The 14372-nt window shown below is 40.9% G+C and carries 13 protein-coding genes and 1 riboswitch; of the genes, 5 read left to right on the top strand and 8 right to left on the bottom strand.

Translation table 11 applies throughout. From position 1 onward, the window contains the following. Positions 1-62: 62 nt before the first annotated feature. Positions 63-1160, top strand: a complete 1098-nt coding sequence (locus NSS65_RS02435; protein ID WP_041116739.1) for a DctP family TRAP transporter solute-binding subunit — start codon at positions 63-65, stop codon at positions 1158-1160. A gap of 26 nt (positions 1161-1186) precedes the next feature. Here NSS65_RS02435 and NSS65_RS02430 read toward each other — a convergent pair whose 3' ends face one another. Then, positions 1187-2017 carry an EcsC family protein gene (locus NSS65_RS02430; protein WP_144496848.1) on the bottom strand — a complete coding sequence of 277 codons (831 nt, stop codon included), beginning with the start codon at positions 2015-2017 and terminating at the stop codon, positions 1187-1189. Between the two features lie 155 nt (positions 2018-2172). On the opposite strand from NSS65_RS02430, the gene NSS65_RS02425 reads away from it, so the two are divergent. The 4 genes from NSS65_RS02425 to NSS65_RS02410 all read left to right on the top strand — a co-directional run bounded on the left by NSS65_RS02425 (position 2173) and on the right by NSS65_RS02410 (position 4935). Next, positions 2173-2433, top strand: coding sequence for a GlsB/YeaQ/YmgE family stress response membrane protein (locus tag NSS65_RS02425; RefSeq protein WP_024427360.1), 261 nt, complete (start codon positions 2173-2175; stop codon positions 2431-2433). Between the two features lie 221 nt (positions 2434-2654). Beyond that, entirely contained in the window at positions 2655-3932 is a 1278-nt protein-coding gene (locus NSS65_RS02420; RefSeq protein ID WP_034283976.1) for an Nramp family divalent metal transporter, read from the top strand. Between the two features lie 71 nt (positions 3933-4003). Further along, positions 4004-4573: a GNAT family protein gene (locus tag NSS65_RS02415; protein ID WP_034283978.1), complete on the top strand. Its 570-nt coding sequence runs from the start codon at positions 4004-4006 to the stop codon at positions 4571-4573. A gap of 98 nt (positions 4574-4671) precedes the next feature. Next, positions 4672-4935 (top strand): hypothetical protein, encoded by a 264-nt coding sequence (locus NSS65_RS02410; protein WP_008346966.1) that lies wholly within the window; start codon positions 4672-4674, stop codon positions 4933-4935. A 39-nt stretch (positions 4936-4974) separates the two neighbouring features. Here NSS65_RS02410 and NSS65_RS02405 read toward each other — a convergent pair whose 3' ends face one another. The 7 genes from NSS65_RS02405 to NSS65_RS02375 all read right to left on the bottom strand — a co-directional run bounded on the left by NSS65_RS02405 (position 4975) and on the right by NSS65_RS02375 (position 14372). Then, positions 4975-5199 carry a hypothetical protein gene (locus NSS65_RS02405; RefSeq protein ID WP_034283982.1) on the bottom strand — a complete coding sequence of 75 codons (225 nt, stop codon included), beginning with the start codon at positions 5197-5199 and terminating at the stop codon, positions 4975-4977. Between the two features lie 88 nt (positions 5200-5287). After that, on the bottom strand, positions 5288-5734 hold the full coding sequence (locus tag NSS65_RS02400; protein ID WP_144496849.1) for a hypothetical protein: 447 nt from the start codon (positions 5732-5734) through the stop codon (positions 5288-5290). Positions 5735-6030: 296 nt separating this feature from the next. Then, complete coding sequence (locus tag NSS65_RS02395; RefSeq protein WP_144496850.1) at positions 6031-6540, bottom strand: hypothetical protein; 510 nt, start codon at positions 6538-6540, stop codon at positions 6031-6033. Between the two features lie 14 nt (positions 6541-6554). Then, positions 6555-8150 (bottom strand): T7SS effector LXG polymorphic toxin, encoded by a 1596-nt coding sequence (locus NSS65_RS02390; protein WP_264316110.1) that lies wholly within the window; start codon positions 8148-8150, stop codon positions 6555-6557. 192 nt (positions 8151-8342) lie between these two features. Further along, on the bottom strand, positions 8343-10064 hold the full coding sequence (locus tag NSS65_RS02385; RefSeq protein WP_034283856.1) for a pyruvate oxidase: 1722 nt from the start codon (positions 10062-10064) through the stop codon (positions 8343-8345). A gap of 67 nt (positions 10065-10131) precedes the next feature. After that, positions 10132-11958 carry an APC family permease gene (locus tag NSS65_RS02380; protein WP_034283853.1) on the bottom strand — a complete coding sequence of 609 codons (1827 nt, stop codon included), beginning with the start codon at positions 11956-11958 and terminating at the stop codon, positions 10132-10134. Between the two features lie 112 nt (positions 11959-12070). After that, positions 12071-12215: riboswitch (cyclic di-AMP (ydaO/yuaA leader) on the bottom strand. Between the two features lie 69 nt (positions 12216-12284). Beyond that, entirely contained in the window at positions 12285-14372 is a 2088-nt protein-coding gene (locus tag NSS65_RS02375; protein WP_342467356.1) for a cellulose biosynthesis cyclic di-GMP-binding regulatory protein BcsB, read from the bottom strand.

Here is a 14372-nt window from a genome sequence, read left to right as displayed (position 1 = left end):
CACCTGTATCTTTACGAATTCTTCCTCTGTCAAGTATGCTTGACATAAGGGGGATCTGACGCATGAAGAATTTACTCGCTTATACACTTTTGCTCATGATCGGTTTTGTAACCGCTTTATACTTTGGTTTTTATCATATGATGCCAAAATCAGCGACAACCTTTGATGATGAACAGACAGGACTGAAGGACCAGCTTGTGTTCAAATTCAGCCATGTCGTGGCAGACAATACACCCAAAGGACTTGCCGCAAAGAAATTTGCTGAGCTCGTGCACGAAAAATCCGATGGAAAGATCAGCATTCAAATTTTCTCCAACGGAAGCCTTTATTCTGATATTGAAGAAATTAATGCACTCAAAGAGAATCAAGTTCAATTTATCGCTCCGTCTACCTCGAAGCTCGGCATGCTGTCTCCTGAGTGGCTGGCACTTGATCTTCCCTTTGCTTTTTCAAATTACAGCGCGGTTCAAGAAGGCCTGCACGGTGCAATTGGACAAAGGTTGTTTGGCACGCTGCAAAAAGATGGATTAAAGGGAATGGCTTATTGGACAAATGGCTTTAAGCAAATTACCTCTAATAAAGGGCCCATCAAACAGCCGGCTGATTTAAAAAACCAGTCTCTCCGCATTATGCAAAGCGACATGATTGAAAAACAATTCAAACTCCTTGGCGCAAAGCCCTATCAGGAATCATTTAATTCAACGTTTCAGCTATTAGAAACCAAAAAAGTAGACGGTGAAGAAAATACCATTTCAAATATTTATTCAAAAAAATTCTATCATATACAAGACTATATGACGATCAGCAATCACGGGTATTTAGGCTATGTGGTCTTAACAGATCAATCCTTCTTTGACCGCCAGACACCCGAAACGAAACGAATTTTACTTGAAGCCATGGAAGAAACAACGGCTTGGAATGAAAAGCATGCAGAACAGATGAACAAAGATCAGCTGGAGGACATTAAACGTGAATCACCGATTGCCATTCATGAATTGACGCCAGCAGAAAGACAAAAATGGATGAAAGCCCTTGATCCTTTGTATGATGAAGCCGAAAAAACGATCGGATCCACCCTCATCAAACAGATCCGCGAACTGCGTGCACGTTATGAACACTCACCTATTCATGCTTTTCAGGAAGAGGATGAGAGCAAATAAAAAAATCCCTTTGATAAGGGATTTTTTTATGCGCCGGATTCACTCTGTTCTTGCTGCGTGAGCTCTTCTAATCTTGTTAAAATTCTTCGTTTTCGGTATTGCATCATGCCTGTTTCGGCAATTCCTTTTAATTGTGAGCGGTTCGAAACGGCACCAAACAAAATCCCAGCAATGGGCACAAGCTGAAACAGTTTCTTCCAGCCGAACGAATCCCGGTAATTATAGACGACCTCACGCCACCCTTGGATTTGAGAAATCATGTTTTCATGCTTCCCTTCGGATGCATGATAGCTTTTCAGCTCTTTTAGAATCGATTTCTTTCCAACGACATCCGCAGAGTTCAGCTGCAAGCATTTAATGATGAAGACCCGCTCCTCTTTGTTTTTAGGATCATAGCCATAGGTGACGGCAATATCCTGCAATGTTTTCAGAGAGAGGCCCAGTACCGCAGGAATATCAGCAGCTAGCGTAAACATTCCGCCGACACCAGTTGTCGCACCTTGTACCGTCGCGAGATTCGTTCTGTTTTTCCCCATATGTTCACTAATGGCATCCATCAATTCGATTGGGGCCTTTCCAATATCCTCTATACGCTGGATGGATTCGCCCTCACACTTCTTTTGAAATTGACGAATGATGCCTTTTTCCGACGTCAAATAGGCACCGCCAGACTGAATGTAATGACCCATTTCATCTAGCAGCACACCGATTTTTTCCTGAATAAAAGCAGGCGTCAGCTTGTCCAGCATTTGAAATGGAAGGCGGCTGAGTTTCTCCCAAAACCATACCTTTTGCTGGTCTTTCTCCCATTTTTCAATCTCCTTTAATTGTGCTTTTAGCCACTCTCTTTCCTCCATGCATATGCCTCCTTAGATGTCGCTGAAGTATTTGTCTGTTATTATACACAATCCTTGTCCATCATACGTATAGAACATTGAAGCGGTTCCGAAAGGTTTTAATTTTTTTCAAAACGGTTATTGCTTAATAAACAAACAAAAGAGGAGTGGTCAACATGTTAGGATTTCTAATTTCATTAGTTGTGGCGATTGTCATCGGTCTCATTGGGAGTGCACTCGCTGGGGGCAGTGTACCAGGAGGATGGATCGGTTCAATGATTGCCGGGTTTGTAGGCGCTTGGATTGGTCATGGATTACTTGGAACGTGGGGTCCTAGTCTGGCAGGCTTTGCGATCATTCCAGCAATCTTAGGAGCAGCGATCTTTGTCATTATTTTAAGCCTGATCTTCCGCAGTGTGGGATCAAGGGTATCTTAAAAAACAAATAACAGAGGAAGCAGTAGGGACACCGTCTAAGAGGCGGTGTTTTTTATGTTGCTCGTTGACAAGGTATCTATTTTTTTCACTTACATATGATAAACAAACCTATTAGTTCAGATAGTTGACTTTTCATGAATATGGGCATATGATGATTAAAAATTGCATCAAGGAAACTTTTTGTGCCCAAGCAAAACTTTGTAGAATCTAGGTGATGACATATGACAAACAAATACATCGAGGCACAGGCACACATGTCAGCGGCAGCTGAGCGTGCACTTGAAGGTAAGGTCAAAGGATTTAGAAGGCTTCTTCCTTTTCTAGGCCCTGCTTTTATCGCTGCCATTGCTTATATTGACCCAGGAAATTTTGCCACCAACATTGCGGCTGGCTCTAAATATGGATATCTCCTTTTATGGGTCATTCTCATATCAAATCTCATGGCTTTGCTCATCCAATCCTTGTCCGCAAAGCTTGGAATAGCGACAGGTAAAAACTTACCTGAAATCGCACGTGAAGAGTTTCCAAAACCCGTCTCCATCGGTTTATGGATTCAGGGCGAACTCGTCATTATTGCCACAGATTTAGCCGAGTTTATCGGGGCTGCACTTGGTTTATACTTGCTTTTTCGGATCCCGCTGCTTGAAGCATCCATTATTGCAGCTATCGGATCATTTGCGATTTTAGAATTGCAAAGACGGGGATATCGCGCATTAGAAGCCGGCATCACCGGCATGCTGTTCGTTGTCGTGATCGCTTTTGCTGTGCAAACCTTTGTCGCCAAGCCTGATATGGCAAGTGTCGCAGGCGGGCTTTTCATTCCAAAATTTGATGGCGCAGATAGTGTACTGCTTGCAGCTGGAATTTTAGGTGCCACTGTGATGCCGCACGCGATCTATTTACATTCAGCATTAACCCAAAGGAGAGTCGTCGGCAGAACGGAAAAGGAGAAAAAACAGATTTTCCGCTTTGAGTTTTTAGATATCCTTATTGCGATGCTAGTCGCTGGAGCCATCAATGCCAGTATGTTGATTGTGGCAGCCGCTTTATTTTATAAAAATGGTCTCTTTGTTGAAGATCTGGATGTTGCGTTCCAGCATTTTAGCACACTCGCAGGTCCTGTATCAGCTATCTTATTTGGTGTAGGACTGCTTGTAGCCGGACTATCAAGCTCTTCTGTCGGTACATTGTCAGGCGATATCATTATGCAGGGTTTTATTCAATACCGGATTCCGCTGTATGTCCGCCGGCTGATTACTATGATTCCCCCTATTGTGATCATTGCATCTGGGGTGAATCCGACATCTGCACTTGTGATGAGCCAGGTGGTCTTATCCTTTGGTATTGCCTTTGCTTTAATTCCGCTCATCTTATTTACAAGTAAAAAACGAATTATGGGCGAATTAACGAATGCCCGCTGGGTAACAGGAATATCTTGGGTGATAGCAGCTCTTGTTGTCGCACTCAATCTCTTTTTAATTGTGGATACGTTTATGTAAAAGACAGTAGTGATGCTGTCTTTTTCTTTTCATATGGTTATGGTAAAATTCCCCTGAGAGGATGTGGGCACATGTTTTTTTATCAGGATCAAGAGATAGCTATGCGGCTGCTTGAGCCAAGAGACGCAAGAAGTCTATATTTGCTCATCCAGCGGTCAAGAGAGCATTTACGTGAATGGATGCTTTGGGTGGATTCAACGAAAACAGAGGAAGACAGCATGGCGTTCATTCAAGGTGCAATGCAGCAAGCCTTGCAGAACAACGGTTTTCAAGCGGGCATCTGGTCACATGGAGAGCTTGTCGGGATCATCGGCACCCACCAAATTCATTGGATCGACAGGACTGTTTCAATTGGCTATTGGCTCGGAGAAGGCTATCAAGGAAAAGGCATCATGACAAGAGCGTGCAAAGCAGTCATTCATTATTTATTTGAAGATTGTGGACTGCACCGCATTGAAATCAGGGCTGCTGTCGATAACCTGAAGAGCAGACGCATCGCAGAGCGTTTATCCTTTTCGCTTGAAGGCATTTTGAGACAATGTGAATGGCTGGGCGACCGCTTTACGGATCATTGTGTATACGCCCTTTTACAGCCTGAATATATGAAAGAAAAAACGCATTCTATGAATCAGCCCACGTAATTGTGTCGATTGCATGAATTATTTTACAAAGTGAAGCTTTGTAGTATCGGTTGCGATCAGCATCTGATAAAATAGAAGGAAAAATCGAGGTATGAAGTATGTCTCTTATTATTTTATTTTACTTATGGATTGTCCCTTTATTATTTGGCATTTTCTTCTCATTCTTAACAAAGAAAGCCACCTACAAACGCCGCTTTGTCCCATCATATAGCATGGCAGGACTCAGCATCGTTTTTCTCATTCTGGCACTTGTCTTTTCAGCCAGCCATTTTCTATTCATTTGCGGTATGTTCCTATTTGCCACAACCCTTGTCGGCACAGGCATTCCTTTATTTTTAGCCTTTACAAAAACACCATCATAAACAAAAACCACCTTTTCGCAATGGAAAGGTGGTTTCTTTTTATTGATTTGGCATTCTGTAAGTCACAGTCGCATCTTGATTGGCTTCAATCGTTTTCACAATGTCTTGAAGGACCTCTGCTGCACGATCGTTTGAGTCATACTTACCGAGCGTCTTCACCCAAGTATCGCTTCCTGCGATCATCCCTTCAATCTTTTTGCCGGCTACAGTGACTTCGTGGACATGAACGAAACTTTGCTGGTTTTGTGTGAAAATCCATAGCATGGTTTTAGCTCCTTTACGATTTGAAATGTTTTTATCTCTTTTCTTCTCATTTTAAACTTCTTTAACTAAAAATTCATTTGAACATTGATCAACCATTGAACTTTTCAGCATAAATGAGATCTGATTCACTAGGTTCTGCCTTAAGTTCTTTCACATTACCTTCTTTATCATATTTTATATAAGTCATCTCTCGACCAGCAATACACTCACATTCATATTTTTTATTTCCATTCTCAAAAAACTCGACTTGATATCCATCCACAGCGTTCTTCCTCATATACCCTATTTTTTTCACAAAGCCATTTGGATAAAATTCCACATACTTCCCCTGTTTAATACCTTTCTCTACATAGAAATAACTTTCAAGATGTCCGTTTTCGTACATATCATACGCTAGTCCAGTAAAGAGTTGTTCTTCCCCTCCTGAAGTATATTCCACAATTGCTAGTTCGTAGGGTCCCCCATACTCTAGAGATTTTTCAAACTCAGTACCACTTTCTAGAACTATCTTCTTTGACAATATATCATTTAACATATAAAAACCCTTTCAGTTTTCTAACTTTCAGCAAAATGAAAATCTAGGTTAACTAAAATGAAATCTCCTTACCCACTGCTCAAGAAATCATTCCTAACACTTTCTTTTCGCATTCTAAATTTGCGTCTGTTTCAAAAAGGATTCACTTCGAAAAATGTTCTGTCATTGATCTTAACTAATGCTATTTACTGTATCACCAGAATCAATAGCATAAGGTTTTAAACCCACTTTTCCCCTGAAACACAAAAACCTCGAAAGGTTTTTAGCCATCAAGGTTTTTTGTATTTCATAATTCTCTAATTCAATGCATCTTCTAATGTTTTCTTTTCATGTTCTAACACACCACTTATGATAATGCCACATACTACCTCATCTTTGTCCAAAGCAAATCCTACTGTATCGTTTTGTAAAACAGACACTGTATCATTTTCTGAAAATAAAATTAAAACCTTATCTAACCCTATATATACGTCTAATTTACCTTTCTCATCTATATAGGTCTTATCATTATGTTCTTCTACTTGAAAATTTGGTACTCCTTTAATCACATTTATATTTTTGTTATCCAATTTAAAATTTTCCATTTTGTGTACATTTTCACTTAATGTTAGTGTAATTGAACGAAGGCTGCCTGTATATTTCCCTATACCTATTTCAATTAAAGATTTCTTAAAATCTCCAGTTCTCCAATATATCGTTGGCTCTTTTGATATATTCCAACTACCAAATTCTATATTAATCGGTGTATAAAGATCATATTCAATATTTATAGACTGACTGTCTTTGTATTCTGTTACTTTTAACATCATCATGTCTCCTTCTAAGGCATATACACAGCATGCTTTATTACAGGTAGTAATCCGTCTCCGCGGGGTTTACTAAATATTAATTCCCAATTTCCTATCTTCATAATTTCTTCGTATTTAATTCCTTGCTTAGCAGCATTGTTAACAGAGCTTTGGAAACTCGACAATAAAGTTTGGCTATTTATCGGCATACCATGTGTAGTTGCATCTCTTGTTATATACTCAACCATATGTTTCGTTCCATTCGGATGCACCCAAAACTTCCCATCTGATGTTGCTAATTCAAATGATTTTGGGATTTTTGTACCTTCATAATGTGGTTGAGTAATTTTTATATTTCTCCACACTGTACCATTATCTCCATTTTTAACAGCACTCTTAACTCCCATCTTACCATGAAACCCTTTCGCCCCAAACGGCAAAAGCATCCCCAGAGCCGCGTTCATACTTGCTTCCTGCTGTTCTTTTGAGATCTTGTTTCCAAACATGTCTCGGCCTGTGATCGCTTCGCTGAAACCGTTGGTGGCGGTGAGACCATATAAGCCTTTTTGCGATGTTTTCAGGGCGTCAAAGGATTTTTGCGATGTCTTGTAGATATCGACTGCCCTGACTGCGGCTGATGTGGCTTGAGTTGTTTTATAGACGGCCTTTCCGCCTTTGAAAATGCGGCCTGCCCAGCCGACGATTGGGATGTAGCCTGCGGCTGCCATGCCGCCTGCCGCGACTCGCTGGCCTGCGGTGAGTTCCTCGCCTGTGATTGGATCAACGCCTGTTGCGGCACGTTTTGCATCGTTCACGCCAGTCAGTTCATTCACGATGTTTCCACCATAATCGAGGGCTTTTTCATACCAAGGGCGGTTGGCGAGGGCTTCTTGTTCCTTTGCGATCTTGCGGGCTTCTTCTTGTTCTTTTTTGATTTTCAGATATTCAGAAGTTTGCTTCTCAATATCGCTCTTTGCCTTGTAGATGTCGCTATTTTGATACGCTTTCTTGTCAAAATTCATAGGCGAAATCGCTTTTCCGTCATTTGTCGCATTCATCATTTCAGCGTACAATGCCATTGCAGCTTGCTGTTCCGTCTCTGACAAAGCATATTCATCTTTTAAATTTTGATCAAGCTCTCTCAGTTCTTTGACCGTCTTTTTTCGTTCATCTTCCGCATCTTCTATTTTTTCATCAAAGGTTTGGCTATCAAATACCTCTAGGGAAATGAGGTCATCAATGTCTTGAAAAATCGTTTTGAGTGCCTTTTTTTGATCCTTTACAATGCTTTTGGCGTTTTTGATGCCCATATGTACTGCGTTGTCTAAAAAGTGTTCCTCTATAAAGGTATCGCCGCCAAAGCTCGTATCATCCAGTGTCCCAGAAACACCTTCATGAAAGGCTTTTTGCTTATCAATGAAGCTGATAAACATGTCTACATTTCCAGCGAGCTCTTTATAGAAACTTTTAATATTATCGGCTCCTTTCCCAGTGAAATCATCACCGAGGTTGGCAACACCTTGTAATGCCTTTTTTAAATCTACCATTTGTTCGCGGAGTTCTTGATAGTGTTTTGCCCTTGTGTCCATGGCACTTGTTAGTGCTTTTGCATCAAGTATCTTGCCCAGAAGAAGTCACTCCCCCCATTATTGATCATAAAGTCTATTTTACCTTTCTCAGCGAATTGGAAAAATAGGCTTTAAGTTACAAAAATAATTTCCATATATTTTTAGAGGAAATAAAACAAGTGATAATTGAAATGTTTTTTCCTTTCATTAAAAAAAGTCAGTCCTCTTTTGAGAGGACCGACTACATTTTGTTTAGAAAAAGCGTTTTAAACTTTTCTTGAGTGGAGGGATATCCAGCTCGCCTTTTTCGAAGAATTTTTTCAGTAAGTATTTACTAAAACCAGCTGCTTGTGTGTACGTAATTTTCCCAGGTAACGGCGGTTCATTGGTGACAGCAACATCAATAATGACGGGTTTATCTGATTGAAGGGCTGCACTAAAAGCTGGAGCTAGTTCTTCATGTGATGACACGGAGATTCCTTTGCCGCCGCATGCTTCTGCGAACTTAGCAAAATCAATATCTTCCAGCTCTATACCATAATTGATGTTTCCTTTTACCTGTTGTTCATATTCGATCATTCCAAGGTTGTTGTTGTTTAAGATCACAACAACGATCGGCAGTTTATATTTTACCGCTGTCACAAAGTCTTGCATGACCATTGTGAAGCCACCATCGCCGCAGACAGCAACCGCTTGACGATTCGGTTCATTTAACTTAGCAGAGATCGCTCCAGGCAAACCACAGCCCATTGTGGCAAGCCAGCTGGAGATGATGAAATCCTGCTGTTTCATTTCAAAATGGCGTGCCATCCATACGGTCACATTCCCTACATCAACAGAAAGAATGGCGTCGTCTTCAACTGCTTCTTCTAGTCTAGCAATGACTTGCTGCGGTTTAAGCGGTGATGTGGCAACGGATTTTTCCTTATCCATTTCTTCCCGCCATTTCATCATATGCTCTGTACAAGCTTCAAGGAAACCACGCTGCTCTTTATATTCAATGTAGGAGGTCAGTTCCTGCAAACCACTCTTGCTGTCACTCACGATTCCTACGTCTACTGGATATCTTTTACCGATTTGATCTGGTTTAATATCCAGTTGAATGGCAGGTGTGTCCTCTGGTAAGTAGTCTCTATATGGAAAAGAAGTTCCAAGCATAATTAAGAGGTCACACTCTTCCATTGCTTCATAAGCTGGCTTCGTTCCAATTTGACCTAGGTTTCCTAAAAAGTATGGATGCCTGTCTGGCACAACCCCTTTTGCAGGAAGTGTGATGACGATAGGTGCAGCAGCCTTTTCTGCAAATGAAAGAAGCTCTTCTTTTGCATTTCGTAATCCTTTACCTGCTAAGATGACCGGCTTCTTCGCATTGTTAATTAGCTGTGCTGCCTTTAGCAGTTGATCTTTCTTTGGCCGTACCTCTCCCTCAACATAAAGAGGAGATGTATAAACTGGCTTACGCTTAATTTTTTGAGAAAATAAGTCATCTGATACGGTGAGAACAGCCACCCCTTTATGGGTATAAGCTGCTTTAATGGCTTGATTCAATAAATCAGGCAGAGCTTCTGCTGTTTGTACCTGCTGATTAAAGACAGCGACGTCGTCAAACATCCGCTCTAATTTGATTTCTTGGAATGTGTCTCTTCCTACTTCATTCGACGCAACCTGCCCTGCAATTGCTAAAACGGGTGCGCCATCTGCTTTTGCATCGTATAGTCCATTTAATAAGTGGACAGCACCCGGTCCAGCGATGGATAAGCAGACACCGAGCTTACCTGTTAGTTTGGCATCAGCCGCCGCTGAGAGTGCCGCCACTTCTTCATGTCTCGTTTGTATAAATTGTATTTGGCTTGATTCATGCCTAAGCTCTTCAATCAATTCGTTTATGCTGTCGCCGGGCATTCCATAAATATGTTTTACGCCCCACTCTTCCAGTAGCGCTGTTACTTCTTTTCCTGCGGTTCTTTGCGGCATGTGAGAAAACTCCTTTTTTCTTACTCCATACCACCGCACCCTTTTGATCAAACGTTTCAACTTGCTGCTACTTTTTAAAATGATATGGAAGGGTGGCGACCACAATATCCCGTTTCCATAATAGACGGAACCTTAATAAAAAGGCAGATTGGTTATGCAAGATCGTATGCCATCTTTTTTTCGGGATAAATTGAGGCACGAGCACCATCACTTTATATTGATGCGCATTTGCTTTTGCCTCAACCGTTTCAAGAAATTTATCAAGCGGATGAATAAGACTTCGATAAGACGAATGCAATATCACAAGCCGCACACCGCTGTTCAGTTTTTCCCAATCCGCTTCAATTTTCTTATCTTTTTCTTTATCAAAGGATACATGAACTGCTATGACTTGATCTGATAAGGATTTTGCATATTGAACAGATTGCTCGACGACACGTGTTACACCGGCAATTGGCACGATGACCACATTTCCTTTAATCTCAACAGGCTCTGTTTCATTCATTAAACGCAGTTGTTCTCCAACAGACAGATAATGCTTTTTAATGGAATGAAAGATCAATAGCACAATAGGCATGAAAACAAATACTGGCCATACAAGATGGAACTTGGTCAAAATGAGAATCATGAGAACGGTGAAAGAAATCAGTGCTCCGACTATATTGATAGGCATTTTCGTTTTCCAGCCCTGCGGTTTTTCACGAATCCACTTCACACACATACCGGTCTGCGACAAGGTAAATGGAATAAATACACCGACAGCATATAGCGGGATGAGGTGTTCCGTTTTCCCATCAAACAACCAAATGAGCAGCATGGAAGCTACACCTAAAAAGATAATGCCATTAGAATAACCAAGTCGATCCCCTCTTACTGTAAACATGCGCGGCATATATTTATCCTTTGCTAAGTTGACCGCCAATAAAGGAAAGGCGGAAAAACCTGTGTTTGCCGCTAATATCAAGATTAAAGCTGTGACAGCTTGAATGACATAATAGAAAAATGTACGTCCAAATGTATCTGATGCAATTTGTGATACAACCGTTTCTTCTGGCTTTGGTGAGATGCCAAAACCAAACGCAAGCAATGTCACGCCAACAAATAATACGGCTAGTAATCCACCCATCATCAATAATGTTCTCGCTGCATTTTGTGCAGCTGGTTTTTTAAAGGATGGAATGGTATTTGAAATGGCTTCTACCCCAGTCAGTGCAGAACAGCCAGACGAAAATGCTTTTAATAAAAGAAACAATGTAATGCCAGGTACATGCGTGCCTATCGCTGTATGCTCAGGCGCTGGAGGAACGCCTCCTGTTAATAATTTAAAACCGCCGACTCCAATTAATATTAGGAGTGATATGACAAACAAGTACACGGGATAAGCCAAAATAGATGCTGATTCTGTCAAACCACGAAGGTTAAGCACCATGATCAAGATGACCAATACAATTGAAATCAGCACATGATATGGATATAGTGCCGGAAAAGCCGATGTGACGGCATCGGTACCCGCTGATATGCTCACTGCTACAGTCAAAATATAATCTACAAGCAATGATCCGCCTGCGACCAGTCCTGGTTTTTCACCTAAGTTTCTGCTAGAGACGACATAGGCTCCGCCGCCTTCTGGATAAGCATAAATAATCTGGCGGTAAGATAGAATTAACGCCATTAAAAGAATTAATACACAACCTGCAATCGGGAGTGAGTACCAAAATGCTGCTGCACTAACGACTGAAAGAACTATCAAGATTTGTTCTGTACCGTATGCAACGGATGACAATGCGTCTGATGACAATAATGCCAACGCTTTGATTTTTGATAGTTTTTGTTCTCCTGCTGCCTGTGATTTTAATGGTTTCCCAATTAAAATACGCTTCATCAAACTGTACATGTGATGCCCGCTCCTTTAGTGTCAAACGATTTAAGTTACAAAAGATGGATCGCCAAAAAGACACAGAGGCAATAGAATGCCCCTGCGTCTATTGTTTAGATCACAGGTTGGTCTTTGCTCTCTTTAACGCTTACGAGGTTAGCTGACGGATTCGGGCGCATGAGACTTTGCCCTACCTAAAAAGGATTCACCCCACGTGGTGTCCTGCACCACCAATGGTTCCCCCGCTCATCGAAATGATTCAGCGATTGGTCTTTTATAAAAGAGATCATACTCCCGTTTAACACCAAAGTAAAGACATTTTTTCAAGGTCTTTTGATCGTTTATCAATCAGTCTTTTTGCGGTTTTTTCGCACGAAATAAATAATCATCACGACCACAAAAATAATCAGTGCAGCGATACATGCAAAGTAAATCCAAGAATCATTGATGCCTTGCTTTTCATCTTTTGGGAGATCATTTGTTGTGCTGCTGACCGTTTGATGATTAGAGAACATGTCTTTGTTTTTGCTCTCGATTGCAACTGTTGCCGTTTCCGTATTTGTTTGCAGGAAATGAATCACTTCATGTGAAAGATCAGCGTCAGCTGCATTCATTCCGGAAAAGACGGTCATTGTCTGTTCTTTATTCCATACAGATGGCTGCGTCCATACAATACGAGCAGTCGTTTCATTGATCATGCCAAAGGAGGATACATCATACTGATCCTTTTTCACTGGAACGATGAGATCGTCTGCCTTTTCTTTTAAAAAAGAGAACGTTTGAATGCCCCCGATGAAAATGAGAGAGTGATCTTTCAATTGATCATTTGTCACATTTGAAGCTTTGATCAAATGATATTGGGCAGCTTCCGGCTGACTAAATGATTCTGTCAGCATCGCCATTTGATTGATCGTTTCTTGCTTGATTTGATCTGGCATGATGATCAATGTTTTTCCTTGCTGCGTTTTTGAGGTGAAAGGAAGCGGCCATGCGGCTAAATCCGGTGTATCACTAGTCGTACCTTCTGGTATTTGAAGAGAGCTGTTCTTATCAATGTAAATCCAGCCTTCTTCATCCGTATGTCTGCAGGCTTCCATGTTTTTAAAGCCTGTAGTAACAAATTGCAAATCAATATATTCGTTCTTTTGGAGTACTTGTGAATCTACTGGAATTGACACATGATAGAATCCATTCTCATCTTTGTTTCCTAGTTTTGTTAACGGTACGTCGTGCGGTTCGTTATTGATCATGACTGTTAAGCGTTCCGCTTTGTTCGCTGTATCAGATTTTTTAAATGATAGATTTAGTTTAGCTCCTGATTTTTGATGAGCGATCAATGCCTTTGGATAATAGTAATGATCAGATGCCGTCTTTTTGGTTCCAACCGTGACATCATCACCACCAAAATCTTTTAAACGAATTTGATGAGATGGTTTTGATGTTTTAACAGTAACCTTTTGAAGGAGTAAATCTGTCCCAGTGAGCTGACCTGTCAGTTCTGGTTGAGTCAGGACATTGATTTTTTCAGCAATTGTTTTTGGCTGCTTAGCAGTGACAAATAAAATGGGCTGTTCTTTTTTCTTTCCTGTCAAGGTTCTCACCGCTAACGTGAGCTGATCGCTTGCTGTTTTCATCTTTGCAGCTTGCTCGATCGATTTCACTCGTCCATCCCAGTTTCCTTTTGCTCCCACAGCAATGGTTGGATGAGCGATTTGTTTGAGGTCCTTTTCTTGGACGAGTTTGAGGTCTGCTTGGCGGTCTTTGTTTTTCAACGTCCGGTATACTTTCATAGCCGCTTCTAATTCAGCTGCTTCCGGTGAATTTGGAATCACAATATCTGTTTGTTCTTTCTGATCACCTGTTTGAATGAAAAATGAAGGGAAGCTGTCTAACGTCACGTCTTTCGTTTGAGTTCCTTTGAAATCCAGCTCACTTTCAGGATATACTTTCAGCCAATTGGCAGGTGTCTCTTGGTTGATACACACACCTTCTTTTAACACGCCATAAAATGTGAGCTGAATTTGATGAGAACCTTTTTTCAATTGCGCTTTGTTCAATTTGATTTGAATTGATTTCTTTTGATTTTTCCCTGATACGGGAATGGTCTTTTCAATCTCTCCATCAATCATGACTGTGAACGAAGATGGCGAAATAAGTAATGGTGAAGCCTCTATATTTAATGTAAGGGTGCTAGACTCAACTTTTCCTCTCTCTATTTGATAGGAAAATTCAGTGCGGTCTTCTTGTCCATACAAGGTTACTACATCTTCTGATAATGCTTGCGTTTCCGTTTGACTTCCTTTAGATGAGCGAATCCAGTCATCTTTCACTTGTACTCGATTTGATTGCGCCATTGCTTGACCCGCCATGAAAAAAAGCTGAATGGCAAGGGATATCATCAATATAAAAATCATCCATTTTACCGATTTCAA

Source organism: Bacillus sp. FSL K6-1006 (assembly GCF_038593175.1).
GTDB lineage: Bacteria > Bacillota > Bacilli > Bacillales > Bacillaceae > Bacillus > Bacillus safensis.
This window is presented reverse-complemented; position numbering and strand designations above follow the sequence as displayed.

Excerpts from the sequence above, each read along its gene's own strand:
- NSS65_RS02435 (WP_041116739.1), top strand. The coding sequence starts at position 63 with ATGAAGAATTTACTCGCTTATACACTTTTGCTCATGATCGGTTTTGTA.
- NSS65_RS02430 (WP_144496848.1), bottom strand. The coding sequence starts at position 2,017 with ATGGAGGAAAGAGAGTGGCTAAAAGCACAATTAAAGGAGATTGAAAAA.
- NSS65_RS02425 (WP_024427360.1), top strand. The coding sequence starts at position 2,173 with ATGTTAGGATTTCTAATTTCATTAGTTGTGGCGATTGTCATCGGTCTC.
- NSS65_RS02420 (WP_034283976.1), top strand. The coding sequence starts at position 2,655 with ATGACAAACAAATACATCGAGGCACAGGCACACATGTCAGCGGCAGCT.
- NSS65_RS02415 (WP_034283978.1), top strand. The coding sequence starts at position 4,004 with ATGTTTTTTTATCAGGATCAAGAGATAGCTATGCGGCTGCTTGAGCCA.
- NSS65_RS02410 (WP_008346966.1), top strand. The coding sequence starts at position 4,672 with ATGTCTCTTATTATTTTATTTTACTTATGGATTGTCCCTTTATTATTT.
- NSS65_RS02405 (WP_034283982.1), bottom strand. The coding sequence starts at position 5,199 with ATGCTATGGATTTTCACACAAAACCAGCAAAGTTTCGTTCATGTCCAC.
- NSS65_RS02400 (WP_144496849.1), bottom strand. The coding sequence starts at position 5,734 with ATGTTAAATGATATATTGTCAAAGAAGATAGTTCTAGAAAGTGGTACT.
- NSS65_RS02395 (WP_144496850.1), bottom strand. The coding sequence starts at position 6,540 with ATGTTAAAAGTAACAGAATACAAAGACAGTCAGTCTATAAATATTGAA.
- NSS65_RS02385 (WP_034283856.1), bottom strand. The coding sequence starts at position 10,064 with ATGCCGCAAAGAACCGCAGGAAAAGAAGTAACAGCGCTACTGGAAGAG.
- NSS65_RS02380 (WP_034283853.1), bottom strand. The coding sequence starts at position 11,958 with ATGTACAGTTTGATGAAGCGTATTTTAATTGGGAAACCATTAAAATCA.